Origin of the sequence: Streptomyces sp. NPDC001744 (assembly GCF_042892575.1) — a bacterium.
In the GTDB taxonomy this organism is placed as follows: Bacteria; Actinomycetota; Actinomycetes; order Streptomycetales; family Streptomycetaceae; genus Streptomyces.
Genome location: NZ_JBIAUG010000001.1, coordinates 166,779 through 188,097 on the forward strand (window position 1 = coordinate 166,779; position 21,319 = coordinate 188,097).

18 protein-coding genes are annotated in these 21,319 nt (G+C 72.8%); 7 read left to right on the forward strand and 11 right to left on the reverse strand.

What is annotated here, in order from left to right; translation table 11 throughout:
- Positions 1 to 413 precede the first annotated feature (413 nt).
- Positions 414 to 1,352, reverse strand: a complete 939-nt coding sequence (locus ACFYZY_RS00910; protein WP_388688195.1) for a hypothetical protein — start codon at positions 1,350 to 1,352, stop codon at positions 414 to 416.
- Positions 1,353 to 1,570: 218 nt separating this feature from the next.
- Entirely contained in the window at positions 1,571 to 2,461 is an 891-nt protein-coding gene (locus ACFYZY_RS00915) for a 3-hydroxyacyl-CoA dehydrogenase NAD-binding domain-containing protein (RefSeq protein WP_388688198.1), read from the reverse strand.
- Positions 2,462 to 2,686: 225 nt separating this feature from the next.
- Between ACFYZY_RS00915 and ACFYZY_RS00920 the strand changes: the two genes are divergently transcribed.
- From ACFYZY_RS00920 to ACFYZY_RS00930, 3 genes are all read left to right on the forward strand, one after another.
- On the forward strand, positions 2,687 to 3,595 hold the full coding sequence (locus ACFYZY_RS00920) for a LysR family transcriptional regulator (RefSeq protein ID WP_388688201.1): 909 nt from the start codon (positions 2,687 to 2,689) through the stop codon (positions 3,593 to 3,595).
- A gap of 171 nt (positions 3,596 to 3,766) precedes the next feature.
- Entirely contained in the window at positions 3,767 to 4,606 is an 840-nt protein-coding gene (locus tag ACFYZY_RS00925) for a Scr1 family TA system antitoxin-like transcriptional regulator (RefSeq protein ID WP_388688204.1), read from the forward strand.
- A complete protein-coding gene (locus tag ACFYZY_RS00930) occupies positions 4,603 to 4,812 on the forward strand; it encodes a DUF397 domain-containing protein (protein ID WP_388688207.1) in 210 nt (69 codons plus the stop codon). Before ACFYZY_RS00925 ends, ACFYZY_RS00930 begins: the two co-directional genes overlap by 4 nt.
- A gap of 72 nt (positions 4,813 to 4,884) precedes the next feature.
- On the opposite strand, the gene ACFYZY_RS00935 is transcribed toward ACFYZY_RS00930, so the two are convergent.
- Together ACFYZY_RS00935 and ACFYZY_RS00940 are read right to left on the reverse strand one after the other, a co-directional pair.
- Positions 4,885 to 5,382, reverse strand: coding sequence for a DUF1203 domain-containing protein (locus ACFYZY_RS00935; protein ID WP_388688209.1), 498 nt, complete (start codon positions 5,380 to 5,382; stop codon positions 4,885 to 4,887).
- Positions 5,383 to 5,488: 106 nt separating this feature from the next.
- Positions 5,489 to 5,944 (reverse strand): MarR family winged helix-turn-helix transcriptional regulator, encoded by a 456-nt coding sequence (locus ACFYZY_RS00940; RefSeq protein ID WP_388688211.1) that lies wholly within the window; start codon positions 5,942 to 5,944, stop codon positions 5,489 to 5,491.
- Positions 5,945 to 6,045: 101 nt separating this feature from the next.
- Between ACFYZY_RS00940 and ACFYZY_RS00945 the strand changes: the two genes are divergently transcribed.
- From ACFYZY_RS00945 to ACFYZY_RS00955, 3 genes are all read left to right on the forward strand, one after another.
- The gene (locus ACFYZY_RS00945) at positions 6,046 to 6,660 is read left to right on the forward strand and encodes a UbiX family flavin prenyltransferase (RefSeq protein WP_388688214.1); all 615 of its coding nucleotides are present in this window, start codon (positions 6,046 to 6,048) and stop codon (positions 6,658 to 6,660) included.
- Complete coding sequence (locus ACFYZY_RS00950; protein WP_388688216.1) at positions 6,657 to 8,168, forward strand: UbiD family decarboxylase; 1,512 nt, start codon at positions 6,657 to 6,659, stop codon at positions 8,166 to 8,168. The genes ACFYZY_RS00945 and ACFYZY_RS00950 overlap by 4 nt, the downstream gene beginning before the upstream one ends.
- A 335-nt stretch (positions 8,169 to 8,503) precedes the next feature.
- Positions 8,504 to 9,823 (forward strand): M28 family peptidase, encoded by a 1,320-nt coding sequence (locus tag ACFYZY_RS00955; RefSeq protein WP_388688219.1) that lies wholly within the window; start codon positions 8,504 to 8,506, stop codon positions 9,821 to 9,823.
- Positions 9,824 to 9,902: 79 nt separating this feature from the next.
- On the opposite strand, the gene ACFYZY_RS00960 is transcribed toward ACFYZY_RS00955, so the two are convergent.
- Both ACFYZY_RS00960 and ACFYZY_RS00965 read right to left on the reverse strand, forming a co-directional pair.
- Positions 9,903 to 11,129 carry an outer membrane lipoprotein carrier protein LolA gene (locus tag ACFYZY_RS00960; RefSeq protein ID WP_388688223.1) on the reverse strand — a complete coding sequence of 409 codons (1,227 nt, stop codon included), beginning with the start codon at positions 11,127 to 11,129 and terminating at the stop codon, positions 9,903 to 9,905.
- Between the two features lie 450 nt (positions 11,130 to 11,579).
- Positions 11,580 to 12,590 (reverse strand): polyprenyl synthetase family protein, encoded by a 1,011-nt coding sequence (locus ACFYZY_RS00965; protein ID WP_388688225.1) that lies wholly within the window; start codon positions 12,588 to 12,590, stop codon positions 11,580 to 11,582.
- Positions 12,591 to 12,980: 390 nt separating this feature from the next.
- Between ACFYZY_RS00965 and fahA the strand changes: the two genes are divergently transcribed.
- Positions 12,981 to 14,213, forward strand: a complete 1,233-nt coding sequence (gene fahA, locus ACFYZY_RS00970) for a fumarylacetoacetase (RefSeq protein ID WP_388688228.1) — start codon at positions 12,981 to 12,983, stop codon at positions 14,211 to 14,213.
- Between the two features lie 3 nt (positions 14,214 to 14,216).
- Here fahA and ACFYZY_RS00975 read toward each other — a convergent pair whose 3' ends face one another.
- The 5 genes from ACFYZY_RS00975 to nuoL form a co-directional block, all read right to left on the reverse strand.
- Positions 14,217 to 15,053, reverse strand: a complete 837-nt coding sequence (locus tag ACFYZY_RS00975; RefSeq protein WP_388688230.1) for a carbohydrate-binding protein — start codon at positions 15,051 to 15,053, stop codon at positions 14,217 to 14,219.
- Between the two features lie 41 nt (positions 15,054 to 15,094).
- Positions 15,095 to 16,012 carry an AraC family transcriptional regulator gene (locus ACFYZY_RS00980; protein ID WP_388688233.1) on the reverse strand — a complete coding sequence of 306 codons (918 nt, stop codon included), beginning with the start codon at positions 16,010 to 16,012 and terminating at the stop codon, positions 15,095 to 15,097.
- 133 nt (positions 16,013 to 16,145) lie between these two features.
- Positions 16,146 to 17,807, reverse strand: coding sequence for an NADH-quinone oxidoreductase subunit NuoN (nuoN, locus tag ACFYZY_RS00985; RefSeq protein ID WP_388688235.1), 1,662 nt, complete (start codon positions 17,805 to 17,807; stop codon positions 16,146 to 16,148).
- Complete coding sequence (locus ACFYZY_RS00990) at positions 17,804 to 19,375, reverse strand: NADH-quinone oxidoreductase subunit M (protein WP_388688238.1); 1,572 nt, start codon at positions 19,373 to 19,375, stop codon at positions 17,804 to 17,806. The genes nuoN and ACFYZY_RS00990 overlap by 4 nt, the downstream gene beginning before the upstream one ends.
- A 5-nt stretch (positions 19,376 to 19,380) precedes the next feature.
- Entirely contained in the window at positions 19,381 to 21,318 is a 1,938-nt protein-coding gene (gene nuoL / locus ACFYZY_RS00995) for an NADH-quinone oxidoreductase subunit L (RefSeq protein WP_388688239.1), read from the reverse strand.
- Position 21,319: the final 1 nt, after the last annotated feature.

A 21,319-nucleotide genomic window follows, 5' to 3' on the forward strand; every position in this document is an offset into this window, starting at 1 on the left:
CCACATACGCCCTCCGTCGCGAGCGGAGGGTGCGCGATGAGCGCAAGCTGAAACTGATGTTGAAGCTGATGAAGGGGTGTCGGTTGGGGGTTCGAATCCCTCTCCCCGCACCACGTGCGGGGGTGGCCCAAGCCTGGCAGAGGCGGCCCCGTGAAACTCAGATTCTCGCTCCAGTCTCAGTATTCGCCGCCGAACACCGGATCGACCGAGCGTGGGCGAACATCCACGGATGGGGGTTCAAGTCCCCCCGGCGCCTCTCCCGTGGCGCTGTAGTTCAAAGGCAGAACACGTCGATCTCAACATGACCCACGGTTCTTAAACGCCGCCGGTGTGCGCAAATGGGTGGCAAGCTGGAGCCCGGGAGCTGGACATGCTCCCGGGCTCCGTCACGTTCCGGCGCGCGGATGAAGGGTCTACTCGGGGCGCCCGGACGGGTCCCGGGGCACCAGGCACAGTCCGGTCAGCGGGACTCCCAGGGCCGCGACCTCGCGGGGCTCCTGTCCGTCGGCGGGACCGCCCGGCAGGGGGACGGCGCGGATGTGGCCGCCCAGGTCGGACACGTAGGCGATGCCCTCCTCGCCGTCGACGGCGAGGCCGATCGCCTCCGCGAACCCGTCGGCGAGGATCTCGGGCGCCTGCCCCGCCGCGCCCGCCTCCGGGACGCGCGCGCGGTTGAGCGTGTTGCCGGCGGGCGGCGCGCCCCGGTCGGTCCAGTACAGCCAGCCGCCGTCGAGGTGCAGGTCGATCGGTTCGGGCAGGTCGCTCCAGAGCACCTCGACGTCGGAGCGGTTCGCGGCGGTCTCGCCCGCGGGGATCTCCAGGCCGGCGCGGAGGATGCGGCCCCGGCCGCCCTTGGCCGGTCCCTTCTGCGTCCAGTACAGGTGCCCTCGGGCGGGATCGACCGCCACGCCGACGCACTCGGCCATGATGCCGTCCCCGGCGGGGTTCACCACGAGGTCGGTCAGACCGCTGCCGTCCGTACGGACCCGGCTGACCCGGTGGCCCTCCCGGTCGCCCCAGTACAGCGTCCCGGCACCGTCGCCGGTCAGCTGCTTGCCGGTGGTCAGCGCCCCCTGCGGGAGCACCTCGCGCGGAGAGCCGCCGTCCAGGTCCAGGGCGTGGAGGCCGCCGTTGGGGCGGGAGAAGTCGTGCCCGGCCTCGCCCGGTGTGTCGGGGTCGCTCGTCGGGACGCCCATGGTGGTCCAGTAGACGGCGCCGGACTCCACGACGATCCCGTCCGGGGCGTCGCCCGCGTGGTCGGTCAGGGTGCGCACCCGGCCGTCCGGAAGGCTCACCCGCAGCACCTTCCCGGGGATGATCTGGAGCGCGAGCAGTTCTGTCGGCTTCGGCATGGCGGTTTCTCTTCTCGGAGTCTTCTTCGCGGAGTCTTCTTCTCGGCCCGCCGGTCCCGCGTTCCGGGCCGGTCGGGTTGGTCGGGCTGTCGGGCTGTCAGGTCGTCGGGCTGTCAGGTCGTCGGGCTGTCAGGTCGTCGGGCTGTCGGCCTGCGGAGTCGTGGCCGGTCGGGCCGTCGGGGCTTCGGACCGGCCGGACCGGCCGGACCGGCCCGTGGTCACCGCCGGTCGCCGTCCGCGGAGGCGGGTTCCGGCCAGCCCAGCGGTTCGAGGACGGCGCGGGTCCGTCCGTCGCGCAGCCGGGCGAGGCGCTCGTACGCCTCCTCGCCGGTGCCGTACGCCTCCTCGACCGCGTCGAGGACCTCGCCCATCCGGGCCGGGTCCGCCTCGCCGGGCTCGAAGGTCATCTGCGCGCCGACGTGGGAGACCAGGTGCCGCATGCCCCCCGGTCCCCCGCCGAGCACACCGCTCTCGAACGGGCCGATCGTGGCGTAGCGCAGGCCGAGCGACGCCCGGACCAGGTCGTCGAGGTCCTTCACGTCGATCACGCCCTGCTGCACCAGGTAGGCGCACTGGTCGTTGAAGACCTTCTGGAGCCGGTTGCCGACGAAGCCCGGGATCTCCTTCTTCAGCCGGACCGGCAGCTTCCCCAGCTCCCGGTAGACCTCGATCGCCCGGTCCACCGCGCGGTCGGAGGTCTCCGGTCCCGGCACCACCTCCACCAGCGGCATCAGCTCCGGCGGGTTGAAGGGATGGCCGATCACGATCCGGTCCGCCGCCGGGTTGCCCCGGGCGATCACCGAGGGCAGCAGGGACGAGGAGGACGAGGCCAGCACCACGTCCTCGCCCGTGTGCGCCGCCAGCGCGGCGAACATCCGCTCCTTGACCTCGACGCGCTCCGGCCCGGCCTCCTGTACGAAGTCCGTTCCGGCGACCGCCTCGGCCAGGTCGCCGGTCGCCGCGACCGGCACGCCCGCCAGTTCGCGGTCCACCAGTTCGCGCAGGTCGGGCCGGGGGTCGCTGACGCGCACCTCCCAGCCGGCCGCACCGAACAGACGGGCCCAGGAGACGCCGATGACGCCGGCACCGACGATCGTCACGACCGCCACGGAGATCACCCCACAGAGAGACGGAGAAGAGGGAACGGACGGGGAGCGGCCGGCCGGAGGCGGTCCGGGCCCGCTCCTCTTCCCATGGGAAGCGGCCTCCCGGAAGGAGACAACCCGGCCGGACCGAACGGGGCCGGACGGGTGCCGCGTCGGGACCGGCCGGTCCGCGCGTCGGGTTCCAGTCGACACCCCGGCACGCAGGTCTGTCCAATATATGGTGGTGTAGTGCCCCATATCCCCAGTGATATCAACCTGTCCCGCCGCCCGCTGGAACAGTTCCCGGTCGTGGTCCAGGAGGGCCACTTCGGCCGGGCCGCCGAACGGCTCGGCATGAGCCAGCCCCCGCTCAGCCAGTCGATCCAGCGGCTGGAGCGCGCGGTGGGCGCGCGCCTGCTGGACCAGGGGCCGGGCGGGGTGCGGCCGACCGCGGCCGGCAAGGCGTTCGCGGCCGACGTGCGGCGGCTGCTCGACCTGCAGTCCGCCGCGGTCGCGCGGGCCCGGCGGGTCGCCGGCGGCCTGGAGGGGGAGGTCCGGGTCGGCTACGCCAGCCTCCTCAGCCACCTCTACCTGCCCACGATGCTGCGCCGGGTGGCGGAGGGGCTGCCCGGCCTCCGGGTGCAGCTCCGGCACGGTTCCTCGGCCGAGGTCGCCGACCGGGTGCGCAGCGGGGCGCTCGACCTCGGCTTCCTGCGCGACCCGGCGCGGCTCTCCGGCGACCTGGTCGACAGGGTCGTCGCCACCGAGCGGATCGGCGCGGCGGTCCCGTGCGGCCACCGGGCCGCCGAGGCGGAGGAGATCGGCCTCGCGGAACTGCGGGACGAGGACTTCGTCCTGCCCGACCCGGCCGCGCTGCCCGTCCTCGCCGAGCAGGTCCGGTTCGCCTGCCACCAGGAGGGGTTCACCCCCAGGGGCACGGCGACCGCCGACGACCTCAGCGGCCTGTTCAGCTACGTCGCGGCGGGGCTGTGCGTGAGCCTCCTGCCCGAGGGGCTGCGGCACCTCGCCGTCACCGGCGTACGGTTCGTTCCGCTCCGGGGGAACGCCGGCTACCTCGACACCGCCGTCCACGCCGTCCACCGCCCCGACGCCGACGCGGCGGTGACGCGCCTGCTGGAACTGCTCACGGGCCCGTGAGCGCGGACCCGCGCCCCGGAGGACGCCCGGCGGAACCCCCCGCCGGACGGCGCCGCCCGGGCGCGCTCCCCCGCGCGCGAGGACTCCCGTATGTAGCGGAACCGCTACCGAGGGTGCGCGGAGTGCCCTAGAGTGGCCCTCCTTCAACTTGCCGCACCCGAAGGACGATTCGTGGTCAACCGTAAGGAACTACGGCCGGAGTCCAGCCCGCAGGCAGCCTACGGAGCGCGCCTGCGCAAGCTCCGGGAGGAGCGCGGCTGGATCCAGGAGGACCTGGCCGGTCCGATGGAATGCTCCAGCCAGCACATCTCGGCCGTGGAGACGGGCCGCAAGCCGGCGACCCTGCCGTTCTCCCGGAGGGCCGACAAGCTCTTCGGCCTCGCCGGGACCAGCCAGTCGTTCGAGCGCGAGTGGCGCGAGATGCGGCACGGCGTGCTCCTGGAGGGCTTCCCGGAGTACGTCGGGTACGAGAGCCGGGCGGTGGAGATCCGGCTGTTCGAAATCGGGATCATCCCCGGCCTGCTGCAGACCCCGGAGTACGCGCAGGCCCTGGCCGACGGCGACGTGCGGCGGGGCTCCATCACGGCCGACCAGGCGGCCGAGCGCGTCGCGTTCCTGGCGGGGCGGCAGGCCGCGCTGGCGCGCGAGCGTCCGCCCATGATGCTCGTGGTCCTGGACGAGAGCTGCGTCCGCCGTCCGGTCGGCGGACGCGCCGTGATGGAGGCCCAGTTGAGGCGGCTGACCGAGTTCGCCGAGCAGCCGAACGGCGTGCTCCAGGTGGCCCCCTTCAACATGGGGGAGCGGCGGCCGTTCAACCTCCCGGTCAACCTGCTCACCCTGGCGGACCGGTCCATGGTGGCGTACGCCGAGTCGCACGCCCAGGGGCACGTGGAGCGCGAGAGCACCGCCGTCCTGCCCCTGCTCACCGCCTACCATCAACTGCAGGCCGAATCGCTGTCGCAGGCGTATTCCGTGGCCATGATCGATGAGGTACGAAAGGGCACCCCGTGACGACCGAGTCCCCCCGCTGGTTCACCTCCTCCTACAGCTCCAACGGCGGCAACTGCGTCGAGGTCGCCGTCAATCTCGTCCCCGCGCAGGGCACCGTCCCCGTCCGCGACTCCAAGAACCCCGCCGGCCCGACCCTGAGCCTCCCCGTCACCGCCTTCACCGCCTTCGTGAACGGCGTCAAGAGCGGTCGGCTCGGCGGCAACTGACGCCGAGCCGGGTGCGGGAGCCCCGCCGCGCCCCCGGTCACGGGAGCGCGGCGGGGCTCTTCCGCGCCCCCGTCAGGGGCGGCGGACCTCGAAGTGGAAGCAGCCGTACTCGACCGCCCGGACGTGGACCAGGGCCACGGCCGGGTCCGCGAACGCCTCCGTGAGGGCCCGGTCGAAGCCCTCCGCCGGGTCGTCCGGGAGTTCCAGGAGGCGGCCTCCGGCGATCCGGCCCTCCGCGTCGTACCGGCGGAGGACCCGGAGGGCGCCGGGGCGCGCGAAGGGGTACCCCTCCGAGGGCGCCGGGCCGCCGCACTCCTCCGCGTGCACGAAGACCGGGCCCTGCTCGTCGTACGCGCCGGGCGCGGCCCCCGTCTCCGCCGCCCAGCGGCGCAGTGGCGCGTACGAGACGAGGGCGATCCGTTCGCCGGGGACGGAGAGGCGCAGACAGCAGCGGAGGGGGTCGCCGCCCTCGTCCGCCGTGCGGGGGACGCAGGGGCGCCCGGCGTCGTCGACCGACCGCAGCCGGGCGAGGACGGCGGGCGGGACGGCGCGCGCGGTGTACGTGTTCATGCGGCCAGGTTCGCGCGGGGCGGACCGTACCACCGGCGGAATTCGGACGGAGCGGTCCGTACGCGCCCGGCGCACCTGGTCCGCCCGGTGCGCCCGGCCCGCCCGGTCACCGGTCCGGCGTGCCGTCGACCACTCTGCGCAACAGGCCGAGGAGCTGTTCCCGCTCCTCCGGTGAGAACGGTTCGAGCATCCGGTCGTTGACCGCGACGACGGCGGGGGCGAGGCGGGCCGCCAGGTCCCGGCCCTCCCGGGTGAGGCGCACCAGCTTGCGCCTGCGGTCGCCCTCGTCGCGGGTGATCTCCACCAGGCCGCGCCCGCGCAGCCGTTCGAGCAGGGGCGCGGCGGTCGACTTGTCGAGGTGGGCCAGGGTGCCGAGCGTGCCCTGGTCCAGGGAGCCGTGGGCGTCCAGCAGGCTCAGCACGGTGAACTGGGGCCCCGTGAGGTCCTGGTGGACCCGCTCGTACCAGAGGCGGGTGTGCAGCTGGTTCAACCGGCGTGCCAGCGGTCCGAGTCCGCCCAGCGCGTCGATCGGCGCGACGGGTCCCGCGTCGTCTCGCGTCATCGTTCCCGCCTCCGCCGGAGTTGATAAGGACGTGTACGTACTATACCGTCCGAGAAGTAGGACGTGTACGTACTAACTATGGGTGACGAGAGGGGCGACCGATGAGACTCGTCGTCGCGATGACCGGAGCGACCGGAGCGCCCATCGGCGTGCGCCTGCTCGAAGCGCTGAGGGACCTGGACGTCGAGACGCACCTCGTGGTCAGCCGCTGGGCGCGGGCGACCCTGGCCCAGGAGACCCCGTACTCGCTGCGCGACGTGCGGGAGCTGGCCTCGGTGTGGCACGGCCCGGACGACCAGGGGGCGTCGATCGCCAGCGGGTCGTTCCGGGTCGACGGCATGGCGATCGTGCCGTGCAGCATGAAGACGCTGGCCTCCGTCCGCACCGGGTACGGCGAGGGCCTGATCGGCCGCGCCGCCGACGTGACGCTCAAGGAGCGCCGCCGCCTCGTGCTGGTGGCCCGGGAGGCCCCGCTGTCGGCCGTGCACCTGGAGAACATGCTCGAACTGACGCGGATGGGCGCCGTCGTGATGCCGCCCGTGCCCGCGTTCTACCACCGGCCCTCGACCATCGCCGACGTCGTCGACCACGTCGTCGCGCGCGTCCTCGACCAGTTCGGTCTGGACATGCCCGCCGCCCGGCGCTGGCAGGGCATGACGGCGAACCCGCGCCGGGCCACAGCCTCCTCCTCGCCCGCTGGAAAGGACCCCTCATGACACAACGCGGCAGCGCGCTCAACTTCCGGGACTTCGTGGAGGAACTGCTCGCCACCGGCGACGCGGTCGACATCGGCGTGCCGGTCAGCCCCACCCTGGAGGCCGGCGCCGTCACCCGGCGCGTCTACGACACCGGGAGCCCCGCCCCGCTGTTCGGCAACCTGACCGAGGGCGAGCCCGGGTTCCGCATCCTCGGCGCCCCCGCCGGCCTGAGCGCCCGGCCCGGCGAGACCTACGGACGGCTCGCCGCCCACTTCGGCCTGCCGCGCGGCACCACCGCGCGCGACCTCCTGGAAAAGCTCATCTCCGCCATGAACGGCGCGCCCGTGCCGCCCCGCGTCGTGGCGACCGGGCCCTGCAAGGAGAACGTCCTGACCGGCGACGACGTCGATCTGGAACGCTTCCCGGTGCCCCTCCTGCACGAGCAGGACGGCGGCCGGTACTTCGGGACCTACGGCTTCCACGTGGTGCGCACCCCGGACGGGAGCTGGACGAGCTGGTCGGTCAGCCGCACGATGCTGCACGGGCGCACCACCCTGGTCGGCCCGGCCATGCCGCAGCAGCACCTCGGCATGATCCACCGGATGTGGAGCGAGCGCGGCGAGCGCACCCCCTGGGCCATGGTGCTCGGCGCCCCGCCGGCGGCCCTGGCGGCGGCGGGCATGCCACTGCCCGCCGGGGTGGACGAGGACGGTTACGTCGGCGCCCTGACCGGCAGCCCGGTCGACGTGGTCCGTACCGAGACCAACGGCCTGTACGTGCCGGCCACCTCCGAGATCGTCCTGGAGGGCTACATCAGCCCCGACGAGACGGCGCCGGAGGGCCCGATGGGCGAGTACCACGGGTACGCCTTCGCCGAGAGCAAGCGGCAGCCCGTCTTCCACGTCGAGGCCGTGACCCACCGCGACCGGCCCGTCCTGCCCATCTGCGTGGCGGGCGTCCCCCCGGAGGAGAACCACACCATCTGGGGGACCATGATCTCGGCCGTCAGCCTCGACCTGCTGCGCTCCAGCGGCCTGCCCGTCTCGATGGCCTGGTGCTCCTACGAGGCCGCCACCTGCTGGATCGTCGTGTCCTTCGACATCCGGCGGCTCGCCGGGCTCCGCACGACCGAGAAGGAGCTGGCCGACACCGTGGCGGAGGTGCTCTTCGGCTCCCACACCGGATGGCTGGTCCCCAAGGTGATCCTGGTGGCCGACGACATCGACGTCACCGACATCGACCAGGTGGTGTGGGCGATGGCCACCCGCCACCACCCCGTCACCGGTCACCACGTCTACCCGGAGGCGCCGGGCATCCCCATGGTCCCGTACCTCACCGAGGACGAGGTGCGGGCCGGCCGGGGCGGGAAGTCCGTCGTCAGCTGCCTGCTGCCCGAGCAGTTCGAGGGCGTGACGCGGGGCGTCACCGCGTCGTTCCGGAACTCCTACCCCGAGGACGTGCGCCGTCGGGTCGTCGAGAACTGGACCGGCTACGGCTTCCCGGAGACCGGCGCGCCGACGCGCTGAACCGGACGGGGGGCGGGGGCGTCCCCGCCCCCCGCCGGGGGCGTCCCCACCCCGCTCCTCCCCCGTGATCCGGTGTCCCGGGGCCTCCCCCGGCCCTTCCCGCCGACCCCCGCCGGCCGCGTCCCGGTCAGGGCCGTCCGCTGAGCGAACGCCCCTGACCGGTTTCCGCTCTTGACGCGAAGTCAACGCGTCACTGAACATTCAGCACGCACAGAAGAACTACCGAACAACTGAACACAGCTCCTGCACGCGCACAGCTCCAACGCCTCGTGGCTCCCAGCCCGAGGCGTCTCGCACGTTCCGTCCCATCCCCGTTCGGAATCCGGAGCCCCCACATGAACCTCTCCGTGCCCAGACGCGTCACCGCGGCCGCCGCCCTCGCGGCGCTCGCCCTCGGCGGCCTCGCCGGGACCAGCGCCTCCGCCGCCCCGGCCGGAGGCGCGGGCGCCACCGCCGCGCCCGACATATCGCTCGCCAACGTCAAGCAGCACTTGACGAGCCTCCAGTCGATAGCCACCTCCAACGGCGGCAACCGCGCCCACGGGCGGGCCGGTTACAAGGCGTCCATCGACTTCGTGAAGGCGAAGCTGGACGCCGCCGGCTACACCACCACCCTCCAGACCTTCACCTCCAGCGGCGCCACCGGCTACAACCTGATCGCCGACTGGCCGGGCGGCGACCCGAACCAGGTCCTCATGGCCGGCTCGCACCTCGACTCGGTCGCCGCCGGCGCCGGCATCAACGACAACGGCTCCGGTTCCGCCGCCGTCCTGGAGACGGCGCTCACCGTTTCCCGCACCGGCTACCAGCCCTCCAAGCACCTGCGGTTCGCCTGGTGGGGCGCCGAGGAGCTGGGCCTCGTCGGGTCGAAGTACTACGTCAACAACCTGCCGACGACCGAGCGCGCGAAGCTCAAGGGCTACCTCAACTTCGACATGATCGGCTCGCCCAACCCGGGGTACTTCGTCTACGACGACGACCCGACGATCGAGCAGACCTTCAAGAGCTACTTCGCGGGCCTCGGCGTCCCGACCGAGATCGAGACCGAGGGCGACGGCCGCTCCGACCACGCCCCGTTCAAGAACGTCGGCGTTCCGGTCGGCGGCCTCTTCAGCGGCGCCGACTACGTCAAGACGGCGGCCCAGGCCCAGAAGTGGGGCGGCACCTCCGGGCAGGCGTTCGACCGCTGCTACCACTCCTCCTGCGACACCACCGCGAACATCAACGACACCGCCCTCGACCGCAACAGCGACGCCGTCGCGCACGCGGTGTGGACGCTGTCCGCCGGCAGCACCACGCCGCCCACCGGCAAGGTCTTCGAGAACACCGCCGACGTCGCCGTCCCGGACAACGGCGCCGCGGTGACCTCCTCGGTGACCGTCACCGGCGTCACCGGCAACGCCCCGGCCAACCTCGCCGTCGGCGTGGACATCGTCCACACCTACCGGGGCGACCTGATCGTGGACCTCATCGCCCCCGACGGCTCGGTCTACAGCCTGAGCAACCGCTCCGGCGGCAGCGCGGACAACATCGTCCAGACCTACACCGTCGACGCCTCCACCGAGGTCGCCAACGGCGTCTGGAAGCTCCGCGTCCAGGACAAGGCCGCCGCCGACACCGGCTACGTCAACGGCTTCAAGCTGACCTTCCCGTAACCGCCTCCGGGAAGGCGGAAAAACGCCCGGGCGGGCCGGTGACCATCGCCCCCGGCCCGCCCGGGGTCCCAACCGCCCGTCACCTGCCGGCGTTCGCCGCGTCCACCAGCGCGTCCTTCGTCACCGCGCCGGCGTAGACCCTGCCGTCGTCGGTGAGGAGCGCGTTCACCAGCTTCGTCCTGAAGAGGGTGCCCGAGCCGAACTTCCCGGTGACCTTGTCGCCGAAGGAGTCCAGGAGTCCCTGGAGCTCCTTCGGCGCCTCGCCGGCCTTCGGCGCCGGGGCCCCGGTGTCGAGCTTCAGGATGGTCGTCCAGCCCTCGCCGATGACCTCCGGGCCCTTCCCGGCCGCGCCCGCGCCCAGTCCGGGAAGACCCTTGCCGAAGCCCTCGGCGAAGCCCTTCCCGAAGTCCTCGGGCGCGTTCTTCCCGGGGAGCCCGGGGTGCCCGTCCGCCCTGCCCGCCGCGCCCTCCGTCACCTTCGCGCCCTTCGGCGCCTCGAAGGCGAAGACCGAGGCCGCGGGCCGGGAGAAGTCGACCTTGGTGAAGCCCGCGTCCACGACCGGCTTCCCGCCCTCGGCCGACACGAGGGTGAACTTCAGCGGGGTGCCGTTCGCCGCGTCCACCGCGATCCGCACCGACCCGACGGTCGAACCGCGCTGCTCGGGCCGGATCACCAGCTGGTACGCGTCCCGGCCCGCGACCCTGGCCGTGCCGTCGACCGTGACCGACGTGGTGCCGTCCGCCGCCTCCAGGATCCGGTCCGCCAGCTCCTTGGGCGTCACGGGCGGCTCCTCGTGCCTCTCCGGACCGCCGGCCGCGCCCTTCTCGTGGAAGACCTCGTTCGACTTGCCGTCGTGGGCCCAGACGTCGTCGCCGTTGTGGATCAGGCTGTACTCGTCGGAGCCGTCGAGCAGGGTGAGGCGCTGGCGCTCGGGGCCGTCCGCCGCCACGCGCAGCGTGTGGGTGCCCGTCGCCAGCTCGGTGAGCTTCGCCGAGGGGTCGGCCGTGGAGTCCCCGCCGCCGCCCGGACCCGCGAGGCCGGGCACCAGGCCGCCGAGGGCCGGCAGGCCCAGGTCGGTGGAGACCCTGAAGGTGCCGGACAGGGCCCGGGTGTCCGAGGCGGCGATCTTCTCGATGAGCTGCCGGGCCGTGATCTCCGGCAGGTCCGGGTCGCCGGACGCCGCGAGGGCCGGGACCAGACCGATGGTCGCCGCCGCCACACCGGCCACCGCGACCGGGACGGCGTACCGGCCCGCCCGGCGCCGGATCCCGCCGCGGGTCTCGCTACGGACTTCGTTCGCTGCCATGGTTTCCGCTACCTCCGTGAGCCCTGAGGTGGTCTCGAACGGCCCGATCGGCCGATGTCATCATCTGACCAGAACGGGGGCCCCGGAGGCGTCAGCCCCCGGGATCAACCTCGCGTACCCCTTCGGGATGACCCGCCCCTGAGACCGCCCCGGGCGGAACGCCCGCTTCCGCGAAGGAGGGCGGGTCCCGGGGCGCGCGCGGGGGCGGAGGCCGGCGACGCCCGCCCGAAGAACAGGCAGGGCTAGGGCGTGTTTCGAAAGTGGCGTCGTCCGCCCGGAGGGCGGGCCCGGCGGTGTCCGGTGCGTGCGATCGCAAGGCGGAGGGTCGCCCCGATACTGGATGTATCGGGGCGACCCCGACAACGCCGCTGGGGGCACCCCCGTGCCCGAAGGGCTACGGGGGAGTGCGTGCCGGGCGCCGCCGGGCAGACGGGACTTTCGAAACACGTCCTAGCCCGCCCGGTGCACCACCGCGTCGCACAGCTCCGCGAGCGCCGACTTCGCGTACCCGTCCGGCAGCGGCGCCAGCATCGCGCGCGCCTCCTCCGCGTACCGCACGGTGTCCCGGCGGGCCTGCTCCAGGGCCGGGTGGGCGCGCAGGCGGCGCAGGGCCTCGGCGTGCCGGGCGTCGTCGGTGAGGTCGCCGTCCACGAGCGCGACCAGCTCGACGTCCTCGGGGCGCCCGTGGGCGGCGGCGGCCGCGCGCAGGCGCAGGACGGGCAGGGTGGGGATGCCCTCGCGGAGGTCGGTGCCGGGGGTCTTGCCGGACTCGTGGGAGTCGGAGGCGATGTCGAGCACGTCGTCGGCGAGCTGGAAGGCGACGCCCAGCCGCTCCCCGTACTGGGTGAGGGTCTCGACCACGCTCTCGTCGGCGCCGGCCATCATCGCGCCGAAGCGGCAGGCGACGGCGACGAGGGAGCCGGTCTTGCCGCCGAGGACGTCGAGGTAGTGGTCGACGGGGTCGCGGCCGTCGGCCGGTCCTGCGGTCTCCAGGATCTGGCCGGTCACCAGGCGCTCGAACGCCTGGGACTGGATGCGCACCGCCTCCGGGCCGAGGTCCGCGAGCGTGTGGGAGGCGCGGGCGAAGAGGAAGTCCCCGGTGAGGACGGCGATCGAGTTGTCCCAGCGGCTGTTGGCGCTGGGGACGCCGCGCCGGACGTCGGCCTCGTCCATCACGTCGTCGTGGTAGAGCGTGGCGAGGTGGGTCAGCTCCACGACCACGGCGGAGGGCACGACGCCCGGCGCGTACGGGTCGCCGAACTGGGCGGCGAGCATCACGAGGAGCGGGCGGAAACGCTTCCCCCCGGCCAGGACGAGGTGCTGCGCGGCCTCCGTGATGAAGGGGACATCGCTCTTGGTGGCGTCCAGGAGGCCCGCCTCCACGGCCGCCAGACCGGTCTGGACATCGGCTTCAAGAGCCTGGTCCCGCACGCTAAGACCGAACGGCCCGACGACGGTCACGAGGGAGTCTCCTGTCTGCTGACGCCTGCCGGCGCTCACACGGTGGGTGACGAGCGCCCGGAACGATCACACGGATTGTCGATGTGTCGCCGGATTCGCTCAAGCCAGCGTATCCGGTCACCTTTCGATCACCGTGGGCGCCTTCCCGTCACCCCGGTATGTTCGGTACCGACGCATACGTCCATCGGTGAGTTTTTCGTCCCGTGCGGATATCGGCATCACCCGGACGAGGCGGTGCGCGAGGAGGGGCGGGGGCTCCGGAGAACGCCCCGCACGGGCGCGGACGCCCCCTCCCCGGAGGCCGTCCCGCCCTGTGATCCATGTCATCCGCGCCCGGCGGCCCGCCCCGTAACGTGTCCTCCACACCCGTGGAAAGCGAGGCAAGCACCGATGTCCGAGCACAGCCCGCTCGACCTGGCCGAGGGCGATCCCTTCGGTCCGCACAACCTCCCGTACGGCGTCTTCTCCACCGCCGAGGAGCCCGGCCGGCGCCGGCTCGGTGTCCGGATCGGCGGGTACGTGCTGGACGCGGGGGCCGCGGCGCACGCGCTCGGCTCCCCGCACGCGCCGCTGCTCGCGCAGCCGGGCCTCAACCCGCTGCTCGCCGCCGGGCGGAGCGTCTGGAGCGAGGTCCGCCGGGCGCTCACGGCCTGGGTGACGGAGCCCGCGCACCGGGCGGCCGTCGAGCCGCTGCTGCACCCGCTGGACGCGGTGACGCTGCACCTGCCGTACGAGGTCGCGGACTACGTCGACTTCTACGCGAGCGAGCACCACGCGACGAACGTGGGCCGGATCTTCCGCCCGGACGGCGACGCGCTCACCCCCAACTGGAAGCACCTGCCGATCGGTTACCACGGGCGCGCGGGCACGGTCGTGGTCTCCGGCACCGACGTCGTGCGCCCCTGCGGGCAGCGCAAGGCGCCCACCGACCCGGCCCCGGTCTTCGGGCCCTCGGTGAAGCTGGACATCGAGGCGGAGGTCGGCTTCCTGGTCGGCACGCCGTCGGAGCTCGGCCGGCCGGTGCCGCTGAGCGGCTTCCGGGAGCACGTCTTCGGCGTGACGCTGCTCAACGACTGGTCGGCGCGGGACGTGCAGGCGTGGGAGTACGTGCCGCTGGGCCCGTTCCTCGGCAAGTCGTTCCAGACCTCGGTCTCGGCGTGGGTGACGCCCCTGGAGGCCCTGGACGCGGCCCGGACCGCCCCGCCCGCGCGGGACCTCCCCCTCCTGCCGTACCTGGACGACGCGGACGAGGAGGAGCCGGGCGGCTTCGACCTGCGGATCTCCGTCGAGATCAACGGCGAGGTGGTGGCCGAGCCGCCGTTCTCGACGATGTACTGGACGGCGGCCCAGCAGCTCGCCCACATGACGGTGAACGGCGCCTCCCTGCGCACGGGCGACCTGTACGGCTCCGGGACGGTCTCCGGGCCGGAGGTGAACCAGCGCGGTTCGCTCCTGGAGCTGACCTGGAACGGGCGGGACGCGCTCGACCTGCCCGGCGGGAAGCGGACCTTCCTGGAGGACGGCGACGAGGTCGTCCTCACGGCGTGGGCGCCCGGCCCGGACGGCGCCCGGGTCGCCCTGGGCGAGGTCCGGGGCCGGATCGCCCCCGCCGTCACCGCCTGACCGTCAGGCGGCCCGCCAGAGGGCGGGGACGTTGGGCGGCTGCCAGCCGGGCTGGGCCGTGTGGGCCTGGAGGCACACGTAGCCCGACCCGGCGTAGGTGACGGCGTCCCCGGCCCTGTAGGCGGTGCCGACCGCCCAGCTGCCCCCCGGCGGCTGGGTGGTCGCGGTGGACGTCGGGGTGGGCGTCGGCGTGGGGCCCGGGTCCTGCGCCACGTTCAGGACGAAGTCGAAGGCGGCCTCGCGCGCCCCGCCCGCGTCCCGCACGGTCATGAGCAGCCGGGGGTCGAAGAGGCCGTCGGTGTTGTTGCGGGGCTCGTTCGGGAAGTACAGCTGCGTGGTGAGCACCGGGCGGCCGGGGGCCTGCGCCTTGACGTGGATGTGGCGGGTGCGGCCCGGGTAGAGGCCGGGCACGATCGTGGTGAGCTTGAAGGAGCCGTCGGCGCCGGTGAACTGGTGGCCGCGGAAGCGGAACCCGGTGTTGTCGTAGGCGCCGTTGGTGTCGGCCTGCCAGAAGTCGAGCAGGACGCCGGATATCGGCCGGCAGGCGAGCCCGAAGACGTACCCGCTGACGGTGAGCCGGACGCCGGGGGTGTTGGACTCCAGGAGGCTGGTCCGCAGCGGGGAGTTGGGCTTGAAGTACGGGCCCTCCATCTGCGCCGGCGTGGGGTCGTCGCCGTCGTCGCACGTGGGGGTGAGCGCGGGCGCCTCCCCGTCGTCCGTCAGGGTGCGGGCGAGCGCGGGGACGCCCATGAGCACGGCGGGGGCCGCCATGCCGGCCGCGAGCGCGGCGCGCAGGACGGTCTTGCGGCTGACGTGCCCGGTGCTGTTCTCGTGGTCCATGTGCCTGGCTCCTCGGGTGGGGGCTGGGATCGGCAACGAACCTAGGGGCCCGCGGCACCGGGTTCGATGGACGGAACACGGCGGTCGTGGTCTTTTCGGAAGCGCCCGGGGCTGCACCCGACCTCCCTCCGGAAGAACCGGCAGAAGTAGGCGGCGTCGTCGAACCCGACGCGCGCGGCCACCTGCCGCACGGAGAGCCCGGTGGCCACGAGCAGCCGCTGCGCCTCCCGCGCCCGCTCCTGGCGAAGGAGCGCGGCGGGGGTGCGGCCGGTGGCCGCCCGCACCACCTCGGTGAGGTGTCCGGGCGTCACCCCGATCCGGTCGGCGCACTCCCGTACGGAGAGCCCGGCGGCCCCGGCGGTACGGGCCAGCCGCAGGAACTCCCCGGCCGGGCCCGGCGGCGGTGGCGGGTCCCCGCCGCCGGGCAGCCGGGCGGCCCGCACCAGGAGGACGTGGAGCAGGGACCGCAGCACCCCGGCGAATCCGTCGGCCCCGTGCCGGTACTCCTCGGCCAGCTCCGCCATCAGCCGGCCCGTGCGCTCGTGCGTGGCGGCGTCGAGGTCCGCCCAGGGCCGCTCCCCCAGCCGCCGCAGCAGCTCCTCGCCGCCGGGCCCGCCGACCAGGAACTCGGGCGTGAAGAGCACGAGCGACCCTTCGAGCCCGCGCACGCCCTCCCAGTGGTGCACCTGTCCGGGCAGGATCACCCCGAGCTGGGGCGGCCGCACCTCGTACCGCTCCAGGTCGAGCACGTGGACCCCGGACCCCTCGACGACGTGGACGATCTCGTAGAAGGTGTGCCGGTGCGGGTACGCGGCCCGCGACATCGGCCCCATCGCGTCGAACCCCCCGGCGGCGAAGGGCACCCGGTCGGGGAGCCGCAGTTCGAGCCGGTGCACGGGCGGGTCGCCGTCCCTCGGGGCGGCGCAGGGCGCTCCGGGTAAGACCGTGGTGCCGCGCATGGAACCATCCCTCCACGACTGGTACAGACCATTCGGTGCGAGGTCCACGATGTCACGGCGCCCGGCGGGGGTGAAGTGCGCCGAGGGGCCCGGCTCCTCGTGCGAGCCGGGCCCCTCGTGCGCGCGCGGGCGCCTACCGGACGAACACGCTCGCCCGGTTCGCCAGGTCCAGGAAGTACTGCGGCGCGAGGCCGAGCACCAGGGTGACGGCCACGCCCGCCGTGATGGCGAGCGACGTCAGGGCCGAGGGCACGGCGACCGTGGGGCCGTCCGCCTTCGGCTCGCTGAAGAACATCAGCACGATGACCCGGATGTAGAAGAAGGCCGCGATCGCCGAGGAGATCACGCCGACCACCACGAGGGCGCCCGCGCCGCCGTCCGCCGCCGCCTTGAAGACCGCGAACTTGCCGGAGAAGCCGGAGGTCAGCGGGATGCCGGCGAAGGCGAGCAGGAAGACCGCGAAGACCGCCGCGACCAGCGGCGAACGGCGGCCCAGACCGGCCCACTTGGAGAGGTGGGTGGCCTCGCCGCCCGCGTCCCGGACCAGGGTGACGACGGCGAAGGCGCCGATCGTCACGAAGGAGTACGCCGCCAGGTAGAAGAGGACGGACGAGATGCCGCTCGGGGTGGCGGCGATGACGCCGGCGAGCAGGAACCCGGCGTGCGCGACGGAGGAGTACGCCAGGAGCCGCTTGATGTCGGTCTGGGTGATGGCGATGATCGCGCCGCCCAGCATGGTGACGATCGCGACGCCCCACATGACCGGCCGCCAGTCCCAGGTGAGGCCGGGCAGCACCACGTACAGCAGGCGGAGCAGCGCGCCGAAGGCGGCGACCTTGGTCGCGGCGGCCATGAAGCCGGTGACCGGGGTCGGGGCGCCCTGGTAGACGTCCGGGGTCCACATGTGGAACGGCACGGCGCCGACCTTGAAGAGCAGCCCCGTCAGGACCATGGCGAAGCCGATGAGGAGCAGCGCGTCGTTCCCCATGGTGCCGGCGAGCGCCGGGTTCACCGAGGCGACCGTGCCGTCGACGACGTTCGCGATGCCGGCGTACGAGACGGTGCCCGCGTAGCCGTAGAGCAGGGCGATCCCGAAGAGCAGGAAGGCCGAGGAGAAGGCGCCGAGCAGGAAGTACTTGAGGGCGGCCTCCTGCGACATCAGCCGCTTGCGGCGGGCGACGGCGCAGAGCAGGTAGAGCGGGAGGGAGAAGACCTCCAGGGCGACGAAGAGCGTCAGGAGGTCGTTGGCGGCCGGGAAGACCAGCATGCCGGCGACGGCGAAGAGCGCCAGCGGGAAGACCTCGGTGGTGGTGAAGCCGGCCCTGACGGCCGCCTTCTCGTGGTCGCTGCCGGGGACGGCGGCGGCCTCGGCGGCGAAGGAGTCCACCCGGTGGCCGTGGTCGGCCGGGTCGAGCCTGCGCTCGGCGAAGGTGAAGACCGCCACGACCGAGGCGAGGAGGATGGTCCCCTGGAGGAAGAGGGCCGGTCCGTCGACCGCGACGGCGCCCATGGCCGCGATGCGGGCCTTGGTGGTGCCGTACCCGCCGGCCGCCAGGCCGACGACGGCGGCGAAGGAGGCGGCGAGCGCGAGGACGGTCAGGAGGACCTGGACCGGATAGCGGCCCCTGCGGGGGACGAACGCCTCGACGAGGACGCCGAGGAGCGCGGCGCCGATCACGATGAGCACGGGCGCGAGCTGGGCGTACTCGATGTGGGGCGCCGGGATCTTCTCCAGCGGTCCGGCGGCGGTCGCCCACAGGGTGGGGACGGGGGTTGCGACGGCGGAAGTGCTCACTTGGCCGCCTCCACTTCGGGTGCGGGGTCCTTCTGCTGGACGTCGGACATGGTGTGCCGGACCGCCGGGTTGACGACGTCCGTCAGCGGCTTCGGGAAGACCCCGAGGAAGATCAGGGCGGCGATCAGCGGGACGGCGACGGCCAGCTCGCGCGGCCGCAGGTCCGGCATCCTCCGCACCTCCTCCTTCACCGGCCCGGTCATCGTCCGCTGGTACAGGACGAGGGTGTAGAGCGCGGCCAGGACGATGCCGGTGGTGGCGACGACGCCGGCCACCGGGTAGCGGGCGAAGGTGCCGACCAGGACCAGGAACTCGCTGACGAACGGCGCGAGTCCGGGCAGGGAGAGGGTCGCGAGCCCGCCGATCAGGAAGGTGCCGGCGAGCACGGGGGCGACCTTCTGCACTCCGCCGTAGTCCGCGACGAGCCGCGAGCCGCGCCGGGAGATCAGGAAGCCGGCGACGAGCAGCAGGGCGGCGGTCGAGAGGCCGTGGTTGACCATGTAGAGCGTGGCGCCGGACTGGCCCTGGCTGGTCATCGCGAAGATGCCCAGGACGATGAAGCCGAAGTGCGAGATCGACGCGTAGGCGATCAGGCGCTTGATGTCCCGCTGGCCGACGGCGACCAGCGCCCCGTAGACGATGCTGATCAGGGCGAGGACGACGATCACGGGCGTGGCCCACTTCGACGCCTCGGGGAAGAGCCCGAGGCAGAAGCGGAGCATCGCGAAGGTGCCGACCTTGTCGACCACGGCGGTGATGAGGACGGCGACCGGGGCGGTCGCCTCGCCCATCGCGTTCGGCAGCCAGGTGTGCAGCGGCCACAGCGGCGCCTTCACCGCGAAGGCGAGGAAGAAGCCGAGGAACAGCCACCGTTCGGTGCTGGTCGCCATCTCCAGGGAGCCGTTGGCCCGCGCCCCGGCGATCTCGGTGAGCGAGAAGTTCCCCGCGACCACGTACAGGCCGATGACGGCGGCCAGCATGACCAGGCCGCCGGCCAGGTTGTAGAGGAGGAACTTGACGGCCGCGTAGGAGCGCTGGGCCGCCGCGTTCTCGTCGGAGCCCGCGTGGGCCCGGTCGCCGAAGCCGCCGATGAGGAAGTACATCGGGATGAGCATGGCTTCGAACAGGATGTAGAAGAGGAAGACGTCGGTGGCCTCGAAGGAGAGGATCACCATCGCCTCGACCATGAGGATCAGGGCGAAGAAGCCCTGGGTGGGGCGCCAGCGCTTCGAGGACGTCTCCAGGGGGTCGGCGTCGTGCCAGCCCGCCAGGATCACGAACGGGATCAGCAGGGCGGTGAGCGCGATCAGCGCCACCCCGATGCCGTCCACGCCCAGCTCGTAGCGGACGCCGAAGTCCTTGATCCAGGCGTACGACTCGGTGAGCTGGTACCGCTCGCCGCCGGGCTCGAAGCGGGCGAAGACGATCCCGGCGAGGACGAGCGTGGCGAGCGAGACGAGCAGCGCCAGCCACTTGGCGGCGGTGCGGCGGGCGGCGGGCACGGCGGCGGTCAGGATCGCACCGACCGCCGGCACCGCTGCCGTCGCCGTAAGGAGCGGGAAGGACATGGTGATTACACCGCCCTCATCAGCAGGGTCGCGGCGATCAGCACCGCCGTACCTCCGAACATGGAGACCGCGTACGAGCGGGCGTAGCCGTTCTGGAGCTTGCGCAGCCGGCCGGAGAGGCCGCCGAAGGCCGCCGCGGTGCCGTTGACCGCGCCGTCCACCAGGGAGTGGTCGAGGTAGACGAGCGAGCGGGTGAGGTGGGTGCCGCCCGTGACGAACACGGCGTGGTTGAAGTCGTCCTGGAGCAGGTCGCGGCGGGCGGCCCGGGTGAGGAGCGAGCCGCGCGGGGCGACCACCGGGACCGGCCGGCGCCCGTACTGGAGGTAGGCGAGCCCGACGCCGATCACCATGACGGCGACGGTGGCGGCGGTGACGGCCCCGGCGCTGATCGGCGGGTGGCCGTGGGCGTAGCCGGTGACCGGCTCCAGCCACTCGACGAACCCGGCGAACTCGAAGACCGCGCCGCCGGCGACCGATCCGACGGCGAGCAGCACCATCGGGATCAGCATGGACTTCGGCGACTCGTGCGGGTGCGGCATGCGGCCCGCGGCGTGCCCGGCGGCCGGTTCGGCGTCGGGCGTCCGGTCCGGATCAAACGCGGGCTGCCAGCGCTTCTCGCCGAAGAAGGTCATCAGCATCACGCGGGTCATGTAATACGCGGTGATGGCCGCGCCGAGCAGGGTGACCGCGCCGAGGATCCAGCCCTCGGTGCCGCCCTTCGCGAAGGCCGCCTCGATGATCTTGTCCTTGGAGAAGAAGCCGGACAGGCCGGGGAAGCCGATGATCGCGAGGTAGCCGAGGCCGAAGGTGACGAAGGTGACCGGCATGTACTTCCGCAGGCCGCCGTACTTCCGCATGTCGACCTCGTCGTTCATGCCGTGCATGACCGAACCGGCGCCGAGGAAGAGCCCGGCCTTGAAGAAGCCGTGCGTCACCAGGTGCATGATCGCGAAGACGTAGCCGATCGGGCCGAGGCCGGCCGCCAGGATCATGTAGCCGATCTGCGACATCGTGGACCCGGCGAGGGCCTTCTTGATGTCGTCCTTGGCGCAACCGACGATCGCACCGAAGAGGAGCGTGACGGCGCCGACGATCGTGACGACGAGCTGCGCGTCCGGCGCCGCGTTGAAGATGTCGGCGGAGCGGACGATCAGGTAGACGCCGGCGGTCACCATCGTGGCCGCGTGGATGAGGGCGGAGACCGGGGTCGGGCCCTCCATCGCGTCCCCGAGCCAGGACTGCAGCGGCACCTGGGCCGACTTGCCGCAGGCCGCGAGGAGCAGCATCAGGCCGATCGCGGTCAGCGTGCCCTGCGACGCCTGCCCGGTCGCCTCCAGGACCGGCCCGAAGGCGAAGGTCCCGAAGGTGGTGAACATGAGCATGATGGCGACCGAGAGGCCGATGTCGCCGACCCGGTTGACCAGGAACGCCTTCTTGGCGGCGGTGGCCGCGCTGGGCTTGTGCTGCCAGAACCCGATCAGGAGGTACGAGGCGAGGCCGACGCCCTCCCAACCGAAGTACAGGAGCAGGTAGTTGTCGGCGAGGACGAGCAGGAGCATCGCCGCGACGAACAGGTTCAGGTAGCCGAAGAAGCGGCGGCGGCGCTCGTCGTGCTCCATGTACCCGATGGAGTACACGTGGATGAGCGTGCCGACCCCGCTGATCAGCAGGACGAACGTCATGGAGAGCTGGTCGAGCTGGAAGGCCATGTCCGCCTGGAAGCCCTCGACGGGGATCCAGGTGAAGAGCCGCTGGTGCAGGGCCCGGTCCTCGGCGCCCTTGCCGAGCATGTCGGCGAAGAGCGCCAGGCCGGTCGCGAAGGAGACGGCCGCGAGGAGCGTGCCGATCCAGTGGCCGGACCTGTCGAGGCGCCGGCCGCCGCAGAGCAGGACGGCCGCGCCGAGCAGGGGTGCCCCGACGAGCAGAGCGATGAGATTTTCCACG